Genomic DNA, 18,104 nt, shown 5'->3' with positions numbered 1-18,104 from the left:
TTTCTAAAAATTAAGCGGTGGTTACACCTTTTGCTGCCTTAATTACTTCTTCTGCGATATTCGATGGTGTTTCTGCATAGTGAGAAAATTCCATGGTAGAGGTTGCCCTACCCGATGACAACGTTCTCAATGAAGTCACATAACCGAACATTTCAGATAAAGGCACTTCACCTTTAATCACTTTTGCCCCGGCCCTGTCACTCATGTTGGAAATTGTACCCCTTCTTCGGTTCAAATCACCAACTATATCACCCATGTTTTCCTCAGGTGTCAACACCTCAATCTTCATGATAGGCTCCATAAGCACAGCTTTTGCAGCTTTCGCAGCCGCTTTATAACCCATTTTGGCAGCCAACTCAAACGATAAGGAGTCAGAATCCACCGCATGGAAGGAACCATCCTTAAGGGTAACCTTCATACTATCCATCTCGAATCCGGCCAAAGGACCATTTTTCATGGCATCTTTGAATCCTTTTTCAACAGCTGGTATAAATTCCTTAGGAATGTTACCACCCTTTATCACGTTCACAAACTCAAGACCTGTAGCTTCCTCGTCTTCAGCAGGCTCAATTGTAAATACAATATCGGCAAACTTACCACGACCACCAGATTGCTTCTTATAGGTCTCCCTATGATCCGCCGCCTGGGTAAAGGCCTCCTTGTACTCAACCTGTGGCTGACCTTGGTTTACCTCGACCTTAAATTCCCTCTTCAAACGATCTACAATAATATCCAAGTGAAGCTCACCCATACCAGATATAATGGTCTGACCGGAAGCCTCATCGGTTTTCACCTGAAAAGTAGGATCCTCTTCAGCCAATTTACTCAAGGCCATACCCAACTTATCTACATCGGCCTTTGTTTTAGGCTCAACGGCAATACCGATTACAGGATCAGGAAAGTCCATGCTCTCCAATACAATAGGATGCTTTTCAGCGGACATGGTATCCCCTGTTTTAATATCCTTAAATCCAACCGCAGCCCCAATATCACCTGCTTCGATATAATCGATAGCATTTTGCTTATTGGAATGCATTTGATATATACGGGAGATACGCTCTTTTTTACCTGAACGGTTGTTCAATATATACGAACCGGCGTCCAGACGACCAGAATAAGTTCTAAAGAAAGCCAACCTACCTACGAAAGGATCCGTGGCAATTTTAAACGCAAGGGCAGCAAAAGGCTCCTTTACATCAGGTTTTCTAGACTCTTCTTTTCCAGTCTCGGGATTTACGCCTACAATAGCCTCTTTATCAACAGGCGAAGGCAAGTATCTACAAACGGCATCCAACAAAAATTGAACCCCCTTGTTCTTAAAGGAAGAACCACACACCATTGGTATAATTGCCCTATCCATTACAGCAGCCCTCAAAGCAGCATGCACCTCGTCTTCGGTAATAGAATCCTCATCTTCGAAGAATTTCTCCATCAACTCCTCGTCGTATTCAGCAACAGCTTCGATCAAAGCAGCCCTATACTCCTTAACCTCGGCCTTCATATCTTCCGGAATCTCAATCTCATCAAAAGTAGACCCAAAATTATCTTCGTGCCATTCGATAGCCCTATTCTTGGCCAAATCGACAATACCCCTAAAATCAGCCTCGTCACCAATTGGAAGAACGATCGGCACAGCATTTGAACCGAGCATTTCTTTCACTTGCTTACAGACATTCAAGAAGTTAGCCCCTTGACGATCCATTTTGTTCACGAAACCAATACGTGGTACTTTATAGTTATCGGCCAATCTCCAGTTTGTCTCTGATTGAGGCTCAACACCATCAACAGCACTAAAAAGGAAGACCAAACCATCCAACACACGCAAAGATCGGTTTACCTCAACAGTAAAATCAACGTGTCCCGGAGTATCTATAATATTAAAGTGATAATCTTTTGTTTCAGGTAACGGTTTTGCGTTTTCCAAAGGAAACTTCCATGTACAGGTAGTAGCCGCAGAGGTAATCGTGATACCACGCTCTTGCTCTTGCTCCATCCAATCCATAGTTGCAGCACCATCATGCACCTCCCCTATTTTATGACTTACACCCGTATAAAAAAGTATACGTTCCGTCGTAGTGGTCTTACCGGCATCGATATGAGCCGCAATACCTATATTTCTTGTGTATTTTAAATCTCTTGCCATTTCTGATTAAAATCTAAAGTGGGAAAATGCCTTATTGGCCTCAGCCATTTTATGCGTATCAACTCTCTTTTTAACAGCTGCACCTTCTTCTTTCGAAGCGGCAAGAACCTCAGCTGCCAATTTTTGGGCCATACCTTTCTCGTTACGCTTTCTAGCGAAACTGATAAGCCATTTCATTGCAGTAGATATCTTACGGTCCGGCCTGATTTGCATCGGAATCTGGAACGTAGCCCCACCAACCCTTCTACTTCTCACCTCAACGTGAGGCATCACATTGGAAAGAGCATCCTTCCAAAGCTCTAAAGCAGTTTTTTCATCATCGGTCTTTTTCTCTTCTACGATATCCATTGCATCGTAAAAAACACTAAAAGCGATAGACTTCTTACCGTCCCACATCATCATATTGACGAAACGCGTTACCAATTGATCGTTAAATCTTGGATCTGGTAAAAGTGGTCTTTTTTTTGCCTGTCTTTTTCTCATTACTTAATAATTTCGGATTTTAAGCCAGCATCGAAACCATTGTCTCGACCCTCACCTAAACACCCTTTGTTCATTTACTTCTTAGGGCGTTTTGCACCGTACTTAGACCTACGTTGAGTCCTTCCTGCAACACCTGCAGTATCCAAAGCACCTCTAACGATATGGTATCTAACACCTGGCAAATCCTTCACCCTTCCGCCCCTTACTAATACTATCGAGTGCTCTTGGAGGTTATGTCCTTCTCCGGGGATGTAAGCGTTTACTTCCTTACCATTGGTCAACCTAACCCTTGCTACTTTTCTCATAGCTGAATTTGGTTTCTTTGGCGTAGTCGTATAAACACGAGTACAAACACCTCTTCTTTGAGGACACGAATCCAAAGCCGCCGATTTACTCTTCTTAGTAATCGTGGACCTTCCTTTTCGTACTAATTGTGAAATTGTTGGCATACTAAATATATATGTATAAATAAGCCCTTGTTTAAGGGTCGGCAAATGTAATACTATTTCACAGAAATTCAAATAGTTTGCCATTAATTTTCCAAGAAATTTATTTTAGAAACCCTCATCGGAAAAAATCCACCCCCAACCCAAGAGAAAAACACACTCTAACATTTAAGCCGCTCAAAACCAAAACTCCAAAATCCACACCCCAAACCCCACACACATAATCAACCAAAAATACCCTCATCAACAACACATCAATTCCATCCCCGATAAAATCACGAGACAAGCCGATTTCACCCTAATAAACAAAATCATCTAAACCACAAAACTCCATGAATTTCAATAAAACAATATAATATTACTCACAACTTGAAGCCATTTACTTACTTTTATAGAGGCCTAATACTGTTATTTTAACAAAAACTTGCCAAAAACAGCATTATTAAATTATTCCAAATATTTTAACACAAACCGAGGTCGTTTTTCACAAACCATTTCAAAAAACTGCCTTTTATGTAACATCGGACTCTTTTAATGTGTTATTTTCATAAAAATAAGACCTGTCAACCCAATTTGTAACACCAAAAAACCTATGCATGCATAATTTAACGTTAAAAAAAATTGGATTATTAACGTGAAATTAAGACTTTTGGCTCTAGCTAATTCAAATAATTATAAAATGAGAGCAAAACAAAAAGGATTGTTGACGCTGTTTTTGGCGTTAATCGTGCAGTTATCTTTTGCACAAAGCAAAACCATTACCGGTACGGTATCCGACCAAGATGGTCTCCCGCTACCAGGGGTGAACATTGTAGTTCAAGGAACGACTAACGGAACCCAAACCGATTTTGACGGAAACTATGCCATTTCGGCTAGCGAAGGTCAATCATTAGTATTCTCTTACATCGGGTACAAAAATGAAACCCGAGCTATTGGAGCATCTACTACCATCAACCTTCAAATGTCTGAAGATGCACAGGCACTTGATGAAGTGGTAGTTACTGCCTTAGGTATTAAAAGAGAGAAAAAAGCTCTTGGTTACGCCACGACCAACGTTGGAGGCGATGAGGTCAATACCGCGAAAGAAACAAACTTCGTAAACTCACTTTCTGGTAAAGTTGCCGGTCTTGACATTAAAAAAAGTAATACGCTGGGAGGTTCATCAAACATTATCTTAAGGGGATACACATCCATTACAGGTAACAACCAACCACTATTTGTTATTGACGGAACGCCTGTCAGTAACATTAGCAACGCAAGTTCCGCAAGTTTTGACACTACGACCAGCGACCAAACACAGGGTAGAGGTGGATACGATTTCGGTAATGCCGCAATGGACATCAACCCCGAGGATATTGAATCAATCAACGTTCTTAAAGGTGCTGCCGCATCTAACCTTTACGGATATCGCGCTGCCAACGGTGTAATTATCATTACCACTAAAACCGGTAAAAGAAAAAAAGGCTTAGGATTCACTGTTAATTCAGGAGTTACGTTGTCTAATTACGACAAAGATACCTTCCCTAAGTACCAAACTGAATATGGTGCTGGTTATGGCGCATACTATAGTGGCCCAGGAGGATATTTCTTCGAACAAGACATTGATGGAGACGGACTGGATGACCTAACCACCGTCTTTACTGAAGATGCATCATTTGGTGCCGCCTTCGACCCTAGCCTTCTTGTATACCAATGGGATGCATTCTATCCTGAGTCCCCTAACTATCTTCAGGCAACACCTTGGGCTCCTGGTAAAAACGATTTCTCCCATATATTCAACACAGGAGTTACGCTTAACAACAGTATATCTGTTTCTGCAGGTAGTGATACTGGATCTTTTAGATTAGGATACACTAATCTTGACCAAACAGGAATTTACCCAAACAGTAAGTTAACTAGAAACTCTGTTGATTTTAACGGGTCTCAAGATATATCCGAAAAATTAACGGTTGGGGTTAAGGCCACATTTACAAAAACTGACGGTTCTGGGCGTAACGGTACCGGTTATGACGGACGAAACGTCGCCCAAAGTTACAGACAATGGTATCAAACCAACGTTGATATGGCTGCCCAAGAGAAAGCTTACTACGACACAGGACGTAACGTTAGTTGGAACTTCGGTGGAGACCCATTAACACAAGACGGTAGAAAACCTATCTTCCTTAACAACCCTTATTTCGTTCTATTCGAAAGTTATGAATCGGATACACGTAACAGAATTTTCGGAAATGTTAACCTAACTTACAAAGCGAAAGATTGGTTAACTATTACGGGTCGTACCTCACTCGACACTTATTCTGAATTACAGGAAGGCCGTATAGCTACTGGAAGTGTTGACGTTCCTGAGTACAGCAGATTCAACAGAACGTTTACCGAATTGAATTACGATCTTTTATTCAATTACAACTTTGACTTAAGTGAAAAGCTAACTTTAGATGGTGTAGTCGGTAGTACCGCAAGGCAACAAAGAATTGAATCCATTAGAGCTGTTACCAGTGGCGGATTAGCCGTCCCTAAACTATATGCTTTAGGTAACTCAGTTAACCTATTGAATCCTCCTACTGAATATTTAGGCAAATTGAAAGATTACGGCTTCTTCGGAAACGCGTCTTTTGGCTATAACAACTTGCTTTATTTAGATATTTCAGGTCGCTATGATATTTCATCCACCCTACCTGAGGAAAACAATGGGTTCTTCTACCCTGCGGTTTCTACATCATTCGTTTTTTCAAACTTGATAAACGCAGATTGGTTGAGCTTTGCCAAAGTAAGAGCCAACTATGCTGAAGTAGGTAACAGTACGAACCCTTATAGGGTCTATGACAGTTATGCGAACCCTACCAATTTCACGGTTCCTTTCTTCTCAGTAAGCAACCAAAAATCAAATGCCGACTTTGTTAACGAACTTACAAAGAGTTATGAAGTAGGTTTGGAAACAAGTTTTGCCAATAAACGTTTTGGTTTTGACCTTGCTTACTATAGCACTCAATCCACAAATCAAATTTACCCGGTAGCCGTAAGCCGCGCGACTGGATATCACACATTAGTTGTCAACTCTGGACAGGTAGACAACAAAGGTATTGAAGCATCTGCCTTTGTTTCCCCTATTAGAACAGAGGACTTTGAATGGGCCATTAACGGTACTTGGGCTAAGAATGAAAGTGAAGTAATTTCTCTTTTCACCAACCCAGCAACCGGTGAAGAAGTAACCAACCTTCAAATGGCATCACTACAAGGAGGTATATCTATCAACGCTACAGTTGGACAGCCATACGGTAGCATCTGGGGATCGAACTTCACCTATATTGATGGTAAAAAAGTAATCGACCCTACTACAGGAAGATACGTTGTAGATGGCACCCCACAACCAATTGGAGACATAAACCCTGATTGGAAAGGTGGTATCACAAACCGATTAACCTACAAAGACCTATCATTTAGTTTCTTAATCGATGTACAAAAGGGTGGTGATGTATTTTCTTTAGATACCTGGTACGGATATGCAACCGGTATATATGACATTACAGCCGGTACAAACGAATTGGGCAACCCAAAAAGAGACCCAGTTTCTGAAGGTGGAGGAATTCTACTTGAAGGTGTTAACCCTGACGGAACACCGAACACAACAAGAACCAGCATGGGCAACTATGCCAATGCCCTTGGTTATGTTCGAGCTCCTAATGCACTACATGTTTACGATGCGAGCTACGTGAAACTTAGAGAGGTTACACTATCTTATCAACTTCCTAAGAAACTTGTCGACAATCTTCCTTTCAATAGCATTTCAATGTCAGTTGTTGGAAGAAACTTATGGATTATCGATAAAAATATGCCATACTCCGACCCTGAAGCCGGTTTAAGTAGTGGTAACATTCAAGGATATCAATCTGGTGCTCATCCATCTCAAAAAGAATACGGATTTAACTTGAAATTTCAATTTTAAAAAATAAACTATGAAAAAATATTTGTTTTTACTCACAGCAGTTGGACTTATGTCTTCTTGCTCTGATTTTGGAGATATGAATATAGATCCTAAAGAGGCTAAAATCGGTGAAGCCCCGCCAGAAACATTATTTGCGGCGGCAACCAAGCAACTTAGCGATCAAATGACAAGTACAAGTGTCAACCGCAACATCTTTCGTCTTTTTGCCCAGCACTGGACTGAGACCACCTACACGGATGAAACTAATTATAACCTGATTACTCATGATCAACCTGGTACTCATTGGAATGAGTTATATAGAGATGTATTACGTGACTTTGATGAATCAAGACGATTGATCAATTTAACCGACACTCAATTAACACCACCTGCCGTAATCGACAATCAATTGGCTATCATTTCTATTCTAGAAGTTTTCACCTACCATGTGTTAGTGGATTCTTATGGGAATGTACCTTTTTCAGAAGCTATTGACATTAACAATGTCCTTCCGAAATATGACGACGATGAAGATATCTACATGGCGATAATCGACGATTTAGATAATGCAATGAGCATGATAACAGTTGGCGAACCATCTTTTGGCTCATCAGACCTAATATATGGAGGTGATGTTTCTGCTTGGATTAAATTTGCGAATTCTTTGAAGTTGAGGCTAGCGGTTAGAATTGCAAAAGTAAACCCTAGCAAAGCCGCAACAATGGCTACCGAAGCTGTTGCCGGCGGAGTTTTCACATCTAACGCCGATAACGCAAGTTTCCAGTATTTATCTGCAGACCCAAACACAAACCCTGTATGGGTTGATTTGGTACAAAGTGGTCGTCAGGATTTTATACCTGCCAACACGAATGTGGATATCATGAATGCGCTAGAAGATCCTAGAAGAAGGATTTATTATGACCAAAACCTAGAAGGAGACTATGTCGGTGGTATCTACGGTTCGAATTCTCCATACAGAGACTACACGCATCTAGGTTCTATCTTTCATCAACCTGAAACTCCTGGTATCTTAATCGACTACCCAGAAGTTGAATTCTTGTTAGCGGAAGCCGCCGAACTTAACTTGGTCGGAACTCCTGCTGATGCAGAAGCGCATTACAACAATGCCATTATTGGTTCTTTTGTTTTCTGGGATGCTGGTGACCCTGAGACAGAAACGCCTCCATCTGCCATTGCTTTGGATTATTTATCTAAACCTGAAGTAGCATATGCAACCGCAGCAACTACTTGGCAAGAAAAAATAGCCGTTCAGAAATGGATTCACCTGTTCAATAGAGGATTCGAAGCTTGGACAACTTATAGACTTTATGGTTTCCCTGAGATGAACGTTCCTGAAATTTCCGGTGAACCGGTTCCAAGAAGATACACTTATCCTCTTGACGAACCTTCTGTAAATGGTGCCAACTACTCAGCAGCTTCAGAGGCAATGGGAGGAGACACTAAAGCTTCTCGAATTTTTTGGGATGTAGAATAATAATCATATTCTAAAATTTAATAAAGAAACCTGCTTATATAATAAGCAGGTTTTTTTTTACCAATGCAGACGTATTGAGACCAACTTTCCCCCATAATTTTCTAATGCCTAATTATGCCTTGGCTCATTAATTTTCACTATTTTTATTAATCAACATTCTACTAATGTGGCATTTAAGACTATTGATACTCTTTCTTTCACTCTACTGCTCTCATAGCGTCTTTGCGCAAAGAGAAGCCAGCAGGTGGTATTTTGGGGAGAATGCCGGCTTAAATTTTAATGAAGGCAGCCCCTCCCCCTTATTAGACGGCAAACTAATGACCCATGAAGGGTGTGCTACCATTTCGGACAAAAACGGTGGCCTCCTATTTTACACCGACGGTATAACAGTTTGGGACAAAACTCATCAGATTATGCCAAATGGGCAAGGCCTCTTAGGCCATGAATCGAGCACACAATCCGCTTTGATTGTCCCAAAAACCGGATCCCAGACGGAATACTATATATTCACGGTAAACGAACCCGAACCAAAAGATGATATCAATTACGGATTAAATTACACCCTTGTGGATTTAAGCCTCAACAACGGATATGGTGACGTTGTAACATCTAAAAAAAATATACATCTTGTCACATACAATCCAAATGAACCAACAGAATCACATCTTAAATGTTCGGAAAAACTGACCGCAGTCCAGCACGAAAACGGTAAATCTACATGGGTTTTAACCCACTTCGGCAACTATTTTTATTCATTTAAAATCGATAAAGACGGTGTTCATGAAAGCCCGATTAAGAGTATGACCAAAGTAGAGGCTTTCCCCACTGGATATAAACAAAATGGAATTGGTTACCTAAAAATATCCCCTGACGGGAAAAAAGTCGGCATCGCCCATAGTCAAACCAATTTCAGTACCATAACAGGACCAAAAACACCTGACAGACAGAAACAAACAGGAAAAGTCCTCTTATACGATTTTGACACCAACACAGGAAAAGTAAGCAATGAGCAAGTTTTATTAAGTAACAAAATACCCTACGGAATTGAGTTTTCCCCAAAATCATCCAAGTTATACACCACAGTTAACAACTACAAGGACGATGGCAGCCCCTTAGGGAGTTCTTTGTATCAATTTGACCTATCTTCAAGTAACATCAGACAATCTATCATAGATGTAAACACATCTTCTAATGTAGCTGGGGCCCTTCAACTGGCTATTGACGGAAAAATATATCGTGCAGGATATGCGATAAGTGCATCCGGCACTAGCCTATCGGTTATCAATAACCCCGAAGCCCTAGGAACTGCTTGCAATTATACAGCAAATGCTATTTCTCTTGGTGGCAGATTTTCTGAGTTAGGCCTCCCTCCCTATGTTCAATCTTTGTTTCTTTTGAAGTTTGAATTTCAAAATGTTTGCCTTGGAGATGAAACCGAATTTACCATTCAAGGTGATGCCCCATTCGATTCAGTATCATGGGATTTTGGTGATGGTGTTACATCAAATGCAGAATCTCCAAAACATGTTTACAGCCAACCTGGAGAATATACAGTTACGCTAACCAAAACAATAGGTGGCACCATATCCGATCCAATCACAAAAACCGTCACTATCTATGACGCTCCTAAAACCCCATCAAATACAATTGAATATTACCAATGTACCAATACTCCAAACAATAACGGCATTGAGAAGTTTAATCTTGCCAACATCAATTCTTCCGTAAGCCTAGATACCGATCAAATTATAAACGTATTTTATTACAAGGATTTACAAAGTGCAGAAATGGACACAAGCAATCTTAACGCACTTCCTTTTGAATATAGAAATACGGTTCCTGACGAGGTACTGATAGCCAAGGTAATAAACCCAATCAGCTTATGCCACAGTTATGCCGAGGTCAAATTAAAGGTAAAACAAGCCTTAACTTTAGACATTATCGACCTTAGTGGATGTGCCTTAGGAGACGGGACTGCTGAGTTTCATCTTGATTTAAAAAGGGAATCCATACGGACTCAACTAAACCTTTCGAAAGATAGTAACATTAAGTTTTACCTTACCGAAAACAAAGCCCTACTTGGTTCTAACGACTATCTTCCCGATAACTTTGTTTCCAGGAATAGTACTATTTATGTTCGAGTAGAAAACCAAAATATTTGTTATGGGTCTGGAAAATTTGATATCCGAATTGAAGAATTCGATATAGCACCTACCCAAGACATACTACTTTGTGGTACAGATGGTAAAGGAACTATTCTATCTCCCGGAATTACAAGTAACCCAAACACCAACTACACGTTCGAATGGTCGACAGGCGAGGCCACAGAAACCATTAACGTTACAGAAGATGGCATCTATTCGGTAAGAGTAACCAATGACACGGGTTGTTCTGCCACTAGTATTATTACCGTCACAAAAACAGAACTACCCAACATACAAAATATTAAAGTGTCCAATGACACCGTCGAAATTATAATGGATCGAAACAGGTCGTTTGAATACAGTTTAGACGATGAAAACAACTATCAATCGAGCAATATTTTTAAAAACGTTCCGACAGGAACCCACACAGTATTCGTCAGAAATATAAATGGATGTGGACTTAGCTCACAAAAAGTTTCCGTTTTGGCTTATCCAAAATTTTTCACCCCAAACGGCGACTTAAACAATGATTATTGGCAAATACAAGGTTTCGATTCCTCCCAACTACCAAAAGAGCCCATCTCCATTTTTGATCGGTACGGAAGTCTCCTTGCCCAAATTGATCCGACCTCACAAGGTTGGGACGGCAGCTATAACGGACGCACCTTAGAATCTTCTGATTATTGGTTCAGTTTAACCCTTGCAGATGGCCGTATTATGAGAGGACATTTTACACTTAAACGTTAAAAACAACCTATGAAATCATCAAAAATATTTAAACCTCTAATCATTATACTAGCCTCAGGTCTTTTCTTGTCTTGTAGCTCAAATTCGAGTGATGACGCCCCTCAACCTAAAGAAATCACTTTCGAAGACGTTGACAAGAGCTTTTCCGAGTTACAAATCAAAGAAGGCAATAATGACTTCAGATTAGAAGTTCCAAATGGGCTTTTTTGGAATTTTCGAGTAACGGCACCTAAGCCTTCCGAAGAAAAGAAACCTCTTTTCATCAACCTTCATGGCGCCGCAGGTGGCAGCCCTGATGCCCACAAAAACACTTCCTGTTATTTAGAAAGTGCAACATCATCAATCAATGCTTTTGTTGTCAGTCCGAATGGCGGCACATATCAGTGGTTTGAACCTATTAACCAATCACAAGTTATGGGTATAGTAACCCTTGCATTAAAATACTGGAATATCGATTCAACCAAAGTCGTTGTAACAGGCTACAGCAACGGAGGCATAGGAAGTTGGTTCTTTGCAGAAACCCAACCAGAAGTGTTTAGCGCAGGTATACCACTAGCTAGCTCTTACAATACAACCAATACAAATGGTGAAGCCCGAAAAATTGACTCACCTTTATATGTAATTCATGGCGAAGATGATGAACTCTTCCCTTTATCCCAAACCCAGACATGGGTAGAACAGTCAGTTGAAGTGGGAAGCGAAATCGAATTTGTGGTAGCAAACGGACTAACACATAACGAACTTTGTCAATATGCCCCATACTTTGATGATGCTGTTTTATGGCTCACGACCTCAATCTGGGAATAAGACTATTACGAATGTTATTTTTTCAACCTAACTAACTATTCTTACAACGGAATCAAATAATTTAGTATTGTAATACCCTATATTTGCGTCCATGCACAAAACAACTCAAATTTACGGTATACGGGCGGTCATAGAAGCCATAAACGCCAATGAACCCATCGACAAGGTCTTTGTTCAAAAAGGGCTTAAAGGCGACTTATCGCGTGAGCTTGAAGGATTGATCCGAAAGAACGGGATCAACACTTCATACGTTCCGATCGAAAAACTTAACAGGCTGACCCAAAACAACCATCAAGGTGTCGTTGCCAATATCTCCCCCATTACCTTTTACGAACTGGAAGAGCTTGTAGAAGAAGTTATTGCAAAAAAGGACGCCCCCCTATTCTTGTTACTTGACCAACTTTCCGATGTCCGTAATTTTGGTGCCATTATAAGAACTGCCGAATGTACCGGTGTCGACGGAATCATCATTCAGAAAAAAGGAGCTGCGCCCGTTACTGCCGATACCATTAAAACATCTGCCGGAGCGGCTTTTAAAGTACCTATCGCAAAGGTCGACCATATAAAAGACGCCGTCTACTATTTTCAGGCCAGTGGAATCAGCGTTGTGGCAGCGACCGAAAAGACCGATACTTCTATATACGATATTTCCTTTAGCGGACCATCGGCCATAGTTATGGGTTCTGAAGATCGTGGCATCTCCCCCTCTACCCTAAAAGCGGCCGACCACCTTGCCAAATTGCCCCTGTTGGGCGAAATAGAATCGCTTAATGTGTCGGTTGCCTGTGCGGTATTCCTATATGAAGCGGTACGGCAAAGGACCTTGCCTAAATCTTAGGTATAGGAACAAGCGGCTTACCTATTTACTGGTTTACCCAGAAAAATCATTGGGCTTTTGTTCTTTGTAGTGGTATGTAATTTTTACCGAATCCTCGAGAACCTCCTGTTCTGGAGTTTTTTCAATAAAATTTCCGTATTCATCGAACTGCCGTAAAAACTCATCGGCTTCCTCGTCATAGTCTTCTTTTTCCCAATCGTACTTTTTTACGGGCGGCACCTCGGTCTTTAACACGAAAGCCAATAAAAGTCCGCCCAAAAATCCCCCAAGATGCCCTTCCCAAGAAATTCCATCTTCTATGGGGAAGATATACCAAAGCATACTCCCGTAGATAAAAACCACGATCAGCGATAAGGCTACCAATCGGTAGTGCTTTGTAAAAATCCCCTTAAAAAAAATAAAACTGGCCAGAAGATAAATAACGCCACTCGCCCCGATATGATAAGAGGGCCTACCGATTGCCCAAGTAAACAGTCCGGAAATCAAAATACCCATAACGAGTACCCTTAAGGCTATACCCCTATAAAAATAAAACAATGAGGCGGTCAATACGGCCAATGGAATGGTATTGTTATAGAGATGCTCTACAGAACCATGAATAAAAGGACTGAAAATTATGCCTTTTAGGCCCGAGACCCGCTGTGGATATATGCCATAGTCGTTCAAGTTGATTTTAAAGCGCAATTCAACCCAAAAGACCGTCCATATCGAGAGTATAGCCAACAAGGGGGCTACAACTACACTGTTCGTAAATTTGAAATAGGCGTTATCCGACATACCTTAAAATTAACAATAAGTTGGCCAACTCTTCGCAAACTGCTAAATCGTCAGTACCCAACAAGCTTCATATCTCTTTTGAAAAAGCGTGTTTCCTCTGCTATATGAAACCACCTTCTGCCAACTTTATTATATTTTTGCACCATGAACGAACCTTTAGCCGAACGCATTCGCCCCAAAACCCTAGATGACTACATCAGCCAACACCATTTGATTGGTAAGGACGGCTCATTAACGAACCAAATAAAAAGGGGCATTATACCTTCCCTCATTCTTTGGGGGCCTCCCGGTACGGGCAAAACTACCTTGGCCAACATTATCGCCAACGAAAGCCAACGTCCGTTTTACGTGCTTAGTGCCATCAATAGTGGCGTCAAGGATATTCGAGAAGTAATCGATAAGGCCAAACAAAGTGGGGGACTTTTTACTTCCAAGAACCCTATTTTGTTCATTGATGAGATCCATCGTTTTAGCAAATCGCAACAAGATTCGCTTTTGGCCGCTGTTGAAAAGGGCTGGGTTACCTTAGTAGGGGCCACAACAGAAAATCCGAGTTTTGAAGTGATTCCCGCCCTCCTATCGCGTTGTCAGGTATATGTATTGAACCCTTTTGGAAAAGATGACCTAGAGAACCTTCTTAAAAGGGCCATACAGCAAGATAAATATCTAAAATCAAAAAATATAGAGCTCAAAGAAACCGAAGCCCTTATGCGGCTATCGGGCGGTGACGGAAGAAAATTGCTAAATATTTTCGAATTGGTCGTCAATTCCGAGGCGGGAGATAGCGTTCAGATCACCGACGAGCTGGTAATGAGCAAAGTGCAAAAGAATACGGTACTTTACGATAAAACCGGCGAACAACATTACGATATTATCTCCGCCTTTATCAAATCAATTCGAGGGAGCGACCCCAATGGTGCCGTTTATTGGCTCGCCAGAATGATCGAAGGTGGCGAAGATGTAAAATTCATTGCCCGAAGACTTCTTATTTCGGCCTCTGAAGATATCGGTCTTGCCAACCCTACAGCCTTGGTCATAGCCAACAATGCTTTCCAGGCCGTTACCACCATTGGGTATCCGGAAGCTAGCATTATTTTGAGCCAGTGTGCTGTTTACTTGGCCACATCCCCTAAGAGCAACGCCAGTTATATGGCCATCAAAAAGGCACAACAAAAAGTGAGGGAAACCGGAGATCTTTCCGTGCCCCTACCTTTGCGCAACGCCCCCACCAAACTAATGAAAGATTTGGGGTACGGTGCCGAATACCGCTATGCACATGATTATGAGAACAATTTTGTAGAAGCCGAATTTCTTCCCGAGGAACTATCAGGGACTCCCTTTTACGAGCCCGGAAACAATTCGCGAGAGAATGCCATTAAAGAATTTTTAAAAAATAGATGGAAGGGTAAATACGACCACTAGAACTTTATGGCCAATTCTTCCGTCTTAAGCTTTCCGTCGACGTATTGCTCAAAATACCATTTTCCGCCTTGCTGGAATACCACGCCGTTTTCCTCATCGCCTTCGGCCAAAAAGTAGTTGGGCAAGGAAGTCTTAAATATCTTCAACTGAATTTTAGGGGTACTGTCCACCAATTGAAACCCGTTGGGGATTTCCTGTGCGTAAAGAGTGCCTTTATCCGATTTCGACGCGTTGATAACGACACTTGGTGCAGCCGCTACGGTCTGTGACGATTGTACTGATTTATAATTGGAAGGTTGTGGTCTATTGTCCTTATAGCTCTGAGTTTCCTTAGTGGCCACTTGCTCCACCATGGGCTGCCTGTTCTTTGATTCGTAAGGCGCCTTCTCCCCAACCTGCTTGACATCATCCTTAAAGCTTACTCGAACAGGCTCAGATGTATCGGCCTTTCCATTGTAGCTATAATTCACGGTATCAAAAGATTTGAAAGCGTTTCTCAAGGCCTGGCCATAGGCCAGCTTGTAATCTTTCTCCTTGCTTTTACCTATGGCGGTAGTAAATACCTCTTGCCCCTTGCAATTCTCCAAAACCACTCCCGCCTTGGTCGTGAACATCGATGAATCGTCTATAAGGTTTGCCACTAGGCCCAAACATCTATTGTTGTTCAGTTCGCTGGGCAGTTCATCTTCATAAACAGCTTGAAACCCTTTTTCGGTAAACAGAAATTTTACAAGGGTACTGGTCTGATATTGGTTCTCTTTTTTAAAGCCATCGAATTTTTTCGGAACGATGATATACTTATAATCGTTCAACTGGTCTTGGGCCATACCGATGAGACTTACCATGAAAAAACAGGTTAGGAATATATACTTCACAATTGTTGTTTTTAATATTTGTAATCAGGAAGATGAAAAAAGCGTGCCAAACCTTGAAGTTGTTCATTTATCGGCTACGCCATATCATTTCTTGCCCCAAGATATGATATTTAATCCTAACTGAAAAGAAGCATAATGGCTATTTGCCAAATTGCCGTAAGACAACAGATTATCGGCCATGGCATAAATATTTACCGGTCCTGCCTGTACGGAAAGTCCTAACCCAATATTCGAATAAGAGAACTTATCTATCGTATAGGTGGTTTTAAGGGCCATAAAATTACCGAATCGTCTTTGATAAAAACCTGTCAAGGCCATTTGCGGACCTCTTGGTCTATTTATAATATATAACTGACCTCCAACACTGTTTGCATATTTGGCTCGCGCTCGGTTGCTCGAAGCATTTACACCACAGGCACAATCGGCCCTGTTATCAACACGCTCACCAAAATTATAGCGTAAAGACCCGTACAATTTTGTGGGCCTAAAGGCTATATAAGCATCTTCATTATCTTCAAAAGGCACAAAATCCTCAACGTCATCCACAAGGTCCTGCCAAAAATCGGAATTGGGATCTGCGGCGGCATCGGGTAAAATAATCCCTATACCTTCAATAGTGGCCTTTCCGTTAAGGGTGTAGTTTTTAATATCTTTTGAATGGTAGACAAGTCCAAAATCCAAAAGGCTAGCGGTAATAACGGTTTGATCGTTCAGGTGGTAGGTAAAGCCAAAATCAAGGCCTACCCCAAGGTTACCTCCCAAAAGTGCCCTTTTGGCGACAGTGCTTCCTACGGTTCCCTCGTCAACGGCATCCTTTAGGCCGTTAAGGCCTGAAGTACGTAATTGCATATCGGCTTCCACGGTACTGGAGTATATATTGTTGACCCCTTCCTTGGTAACAAAAGTACCTTTGTTCTTGGTAGAGTTAAAATCGAAAATACTGGAATACAATTTACCCCTCACCCCAATCGTAAGATCATTGTCCACTTTTTTGTTCAAACCAAGGTGAAATACGTTCATTAACTCGCCCCTTGTCTTCAACTGGCCCAAATCAAAAGCTTGGTTCAGTTTATCTGCATTTCCCTCAAACGCCAATATGGCGTAATCTTGAAACCAATACCCAATGGCATCACCTTCAATGTACATTCCGGCCGTATAAAAGTTATCGGGATTTTTTCCTCGGAAACCCAAACTTAAAAGTTCTATTTGAAATGTACCGCTCAGCTCATCTCGAGGGTTCATACCGTAAATGGCCCGCTCCCGTATTTTATCATTAATGTTCAATCCATCATTCGCAAAGATATCATTCACGGAAACACCGCTCAAACCTGCTTGAAGCGACAATCCCGACAATAATGGAACGCCTGCATACCATTGAAAATCGGTATCGACCCCAGGGTTGACCATGGCCGACTGCGGAATCTCGACAAAATCGTACAGAATCTGCTTGTTCTGACCGTATGCGACGAAGCCTACCCAAAAAAGGACTATAAACAGTAGTTTTGGGGCTCTCATTTTATTTCGACTCTGAATTGTCCGCTCGATTTTAAGATAATTTTTGGCTCGGGTTCATTTGAAGTGCTGCTGGTGTCCCCTAAATTATTAGCTGTTACGCGTATACTAGACGTATTCTTTATAATATCTATACTGCGGCCCGAACTTCCATATGCTACATCGCGTTGCAAGCTATAAGGTGTAGGGTCTACAGGAATTATTTCCGTATCCAGAACATTATCATCCGCATCAAGCAATTCTATAGTAACCTGTAGCTCTTTACTAGTTGTATTTTCGACAATATAGGTAATGGTACCATCTAGCACCCGCTTTGCAAAAACATCGGAACTAAAGGCATCAAAATTAAAGTTGCGCGAAAAGATGTTCGCCCCATTCGTTTCGTTAACCAAAGATTCAGGGGCCTCTACATAAAGAATACTCGCTTCAAGGTTCGGGGTTACCCCAATCTCGTCATATTGGTTAAAATCTTGATCCTCTACACACGACAAAA

13 protein-coding genes are annotated in these 18,104 nt (G+C 41.4%); 6 read left to right on the top strand and 7 right to left on the bottom strand.

Annotated features, from left to right (window positions below):
• Positions 1–10: 10 nt before the first annotated feature.
• From fusA to rpsL, 3 genes are all read right to left on the bottom strand, one after another.
• Entirely contained in the window at positions 11–2,143 is a 2,133-nt protein-coding gene (fusA, locus tag BW980_RS14020) for an elongation factor G (protein ID WP_076455834.1), read from the bottom strand.
• 6 nt (positions 2,144–2,149) lie between these two features.
• Positions 2,150–2,626: a 30S ribosomal protein S7 gene (gene rpsG / locus BW980_RS14015; protein WP_013993855.1), complete on the bottom strand. Its 477-nt coding sequence runs from the start codon at positions 2,624–2,626 to the stop codon at positions 2,150–2,152.
• Between the two features lie 74 nt (positions 2,627–2,700).
• Positions 2,701–3,075 (bottom strand): 30S ribosomal protein S12, encoded by a 375-nt coding sequence (rpsL, locus tag BW980_RS14010; protein ID WP_010519393.1) that lies wholly within the window; start codon positions 3,073–3,075, stop codon positions 2,701–2,703.
• A gap of 676 nt (positions 3,076–3,751) precedes the next feature.
• Here rpsL and BW980_RS14005 point away from each other — a divergent pair.
• The 5 genes from BW980_RS14005 (at position 3,752) to rlmB (ending at position 13,025) form a co-directional block, all read left to right on the top strand.
• The gene (locus BW980_RS14005) at positions 3,752–7,015 is read left to right on the top strand and encodes a SusC/RagA family TonB-linked outer membrane protein (protein ID WP_076455833.1); all 3,264 of its coding nucleotides are present in this window, start codon (positions 3,752–3,754) and stop codon (positions 7,013–7,015) included.
• Positions 7,016–7,025: 10 nt separating this feature from the next.
• Positions 7,026–8,489: a SusD/RagB family nutrient-binding outer membrane lipoprotein gene (locus tag BW980_RS14000; protein WP_076455832.1), complete on the top strand. Its 1,464-nt coding sequence runs from the start codon at positions 7,026–7,028 to the stop codon at positions 8,487–8,489.
• A 164-nt stretch (positions 8,490–8,653) separates the two neighbouring features.
• Positions 8,654–11,380, top strand: coding sequence for a T9SS type B sorting domain-containing protein (locus tag BW980_RS13995; protein ID WP_076455831.1), 2,727 nt, complete (start codon positions 8,654–8,656; stop codon positions 11,378–11,380).
• A 9-nt stretch (positions 11,381–11,389) separates the two neighbouring features.
• Entirely contained in the window at positions 11,390–12,187 is a 798-nt protein-coding gene (locus BW980_RS13990; RefSeq protein WP_076455830.1) for a dienelactone hydrolase family protein, read from the top strand.
• Positions 12,188–12,278: 91 nt separating this feature from the next.
• Positions 12,279–13,025 carry a 23S rRNA (guanosine(2251)-2'-O)-methyltransferase RlmB gene (gene rlmB / locus BW980_RS13985; protein ID WP_076455829.1) on the top strand — a complete coding sequence of 249 codons (747 nt, stop codon included), beginning with the start codon at positions 12,279–12,281 and terminating at the stop codon, positions 13,023–13,025.
• 33 nt (positions 13,026–13,058) lie between these two features.
• On the opposite strand, the gene BW980_RS13980 is transcribed toward rlmB, so the two are convergent.
• The gene (locus BW980_RS13980; RefSeq protein ID WP_076455828.1) at positions 13,059–13,802 is read right to left on the bottom strand and encodes a rhomboid family intramembrane serine protease; all 744 of its coding nucleotides are present in this window, start codon (positions 13,800–13,802) and stop codon (positions 13,059–13,061) included.
• A gap of 144 nt (positions 13,803–13,946) precedes the next feature.
• Between BW980_RS13980 and BW980_RS13975 the strand changes: the two genes are divergently transcribed.
• Positions 13,947–15,224 (top strand): replication-associated recombination protein A, encoded by a 1,278-nt coding sequence (locus BW980_RS13975; RefSeq protein WP_076455827.1) that lies wholly within the window; start codon positions 13,947–13,949, stop codon positions 15,222–15,224.
• Here the strand turns inward: BW980_RS13975 and BW980_RS13970 are convergent.
• The 3 genes from BW980_RS13970 to BW980_RS13960 all read right to left on the bottom strand — a co-directional run bounded on the left by BW980_RS13970 (position 15,221) and on the right by BW980_RS13960 (position 18,102).
• Positions 15,221–16,069 carry a hypothetical protein gene (locus tag BW980_RS13970; RefSeq protein ID WP_083690482.1) on the bottom strand — a complete coding sequence of 283 codons (849 nt, stop codon included), beginning with the start codon at positions 16,067–16,069 and terminating at the stop codon, positions 15,221–15,223. The two genes, BW980_RS13975 and BW980_RS13970, sit on opposite strands and share 4 nt — an antisense overlap.
• Before the next feature lie 114 nt (positions 16,070–16,183).
• Positions 16,184–17,614, bottom strand: coding sequence for a DUF5723 family protein (locus tag BW980_RS13965; protein ID WP_076455825.1), 1,431 nt, complete (start codon positions 17,612–17,614; stop codon positions 16,184–16,186).
• On the bottom strand, positions 17,611–18,102 hold the full coding sequence (locus BW980_RS13960) for a hypothetical protein (protein ID WP_245800056.1): 492 nt from the start codon (positions 18,100–18,102) through the stop codon (positions 17,611–17,613). Before BW980_RS13960 ends, BW980_RS13965 begins: the two co-directional genes overlap by 4 nt.
• Positions 18,103–18,104: the final 2 nt, after the last annotated feature.

The sequence above is a fragment of the Zobellia uliginosa genome (assembly GCF_900156625.1).
Taxonomy (GTDB): Bacteria; Bacteroidota; Bacteroidia; order Flavobacteriales; family Flavobacteriaceae; genus Zobellia; species Zobellia uliginosa.
Note: the sequence above shows the minus strand (reverse complement) of the source record. Positions and strands in the feature narration are given on the sequence as shown.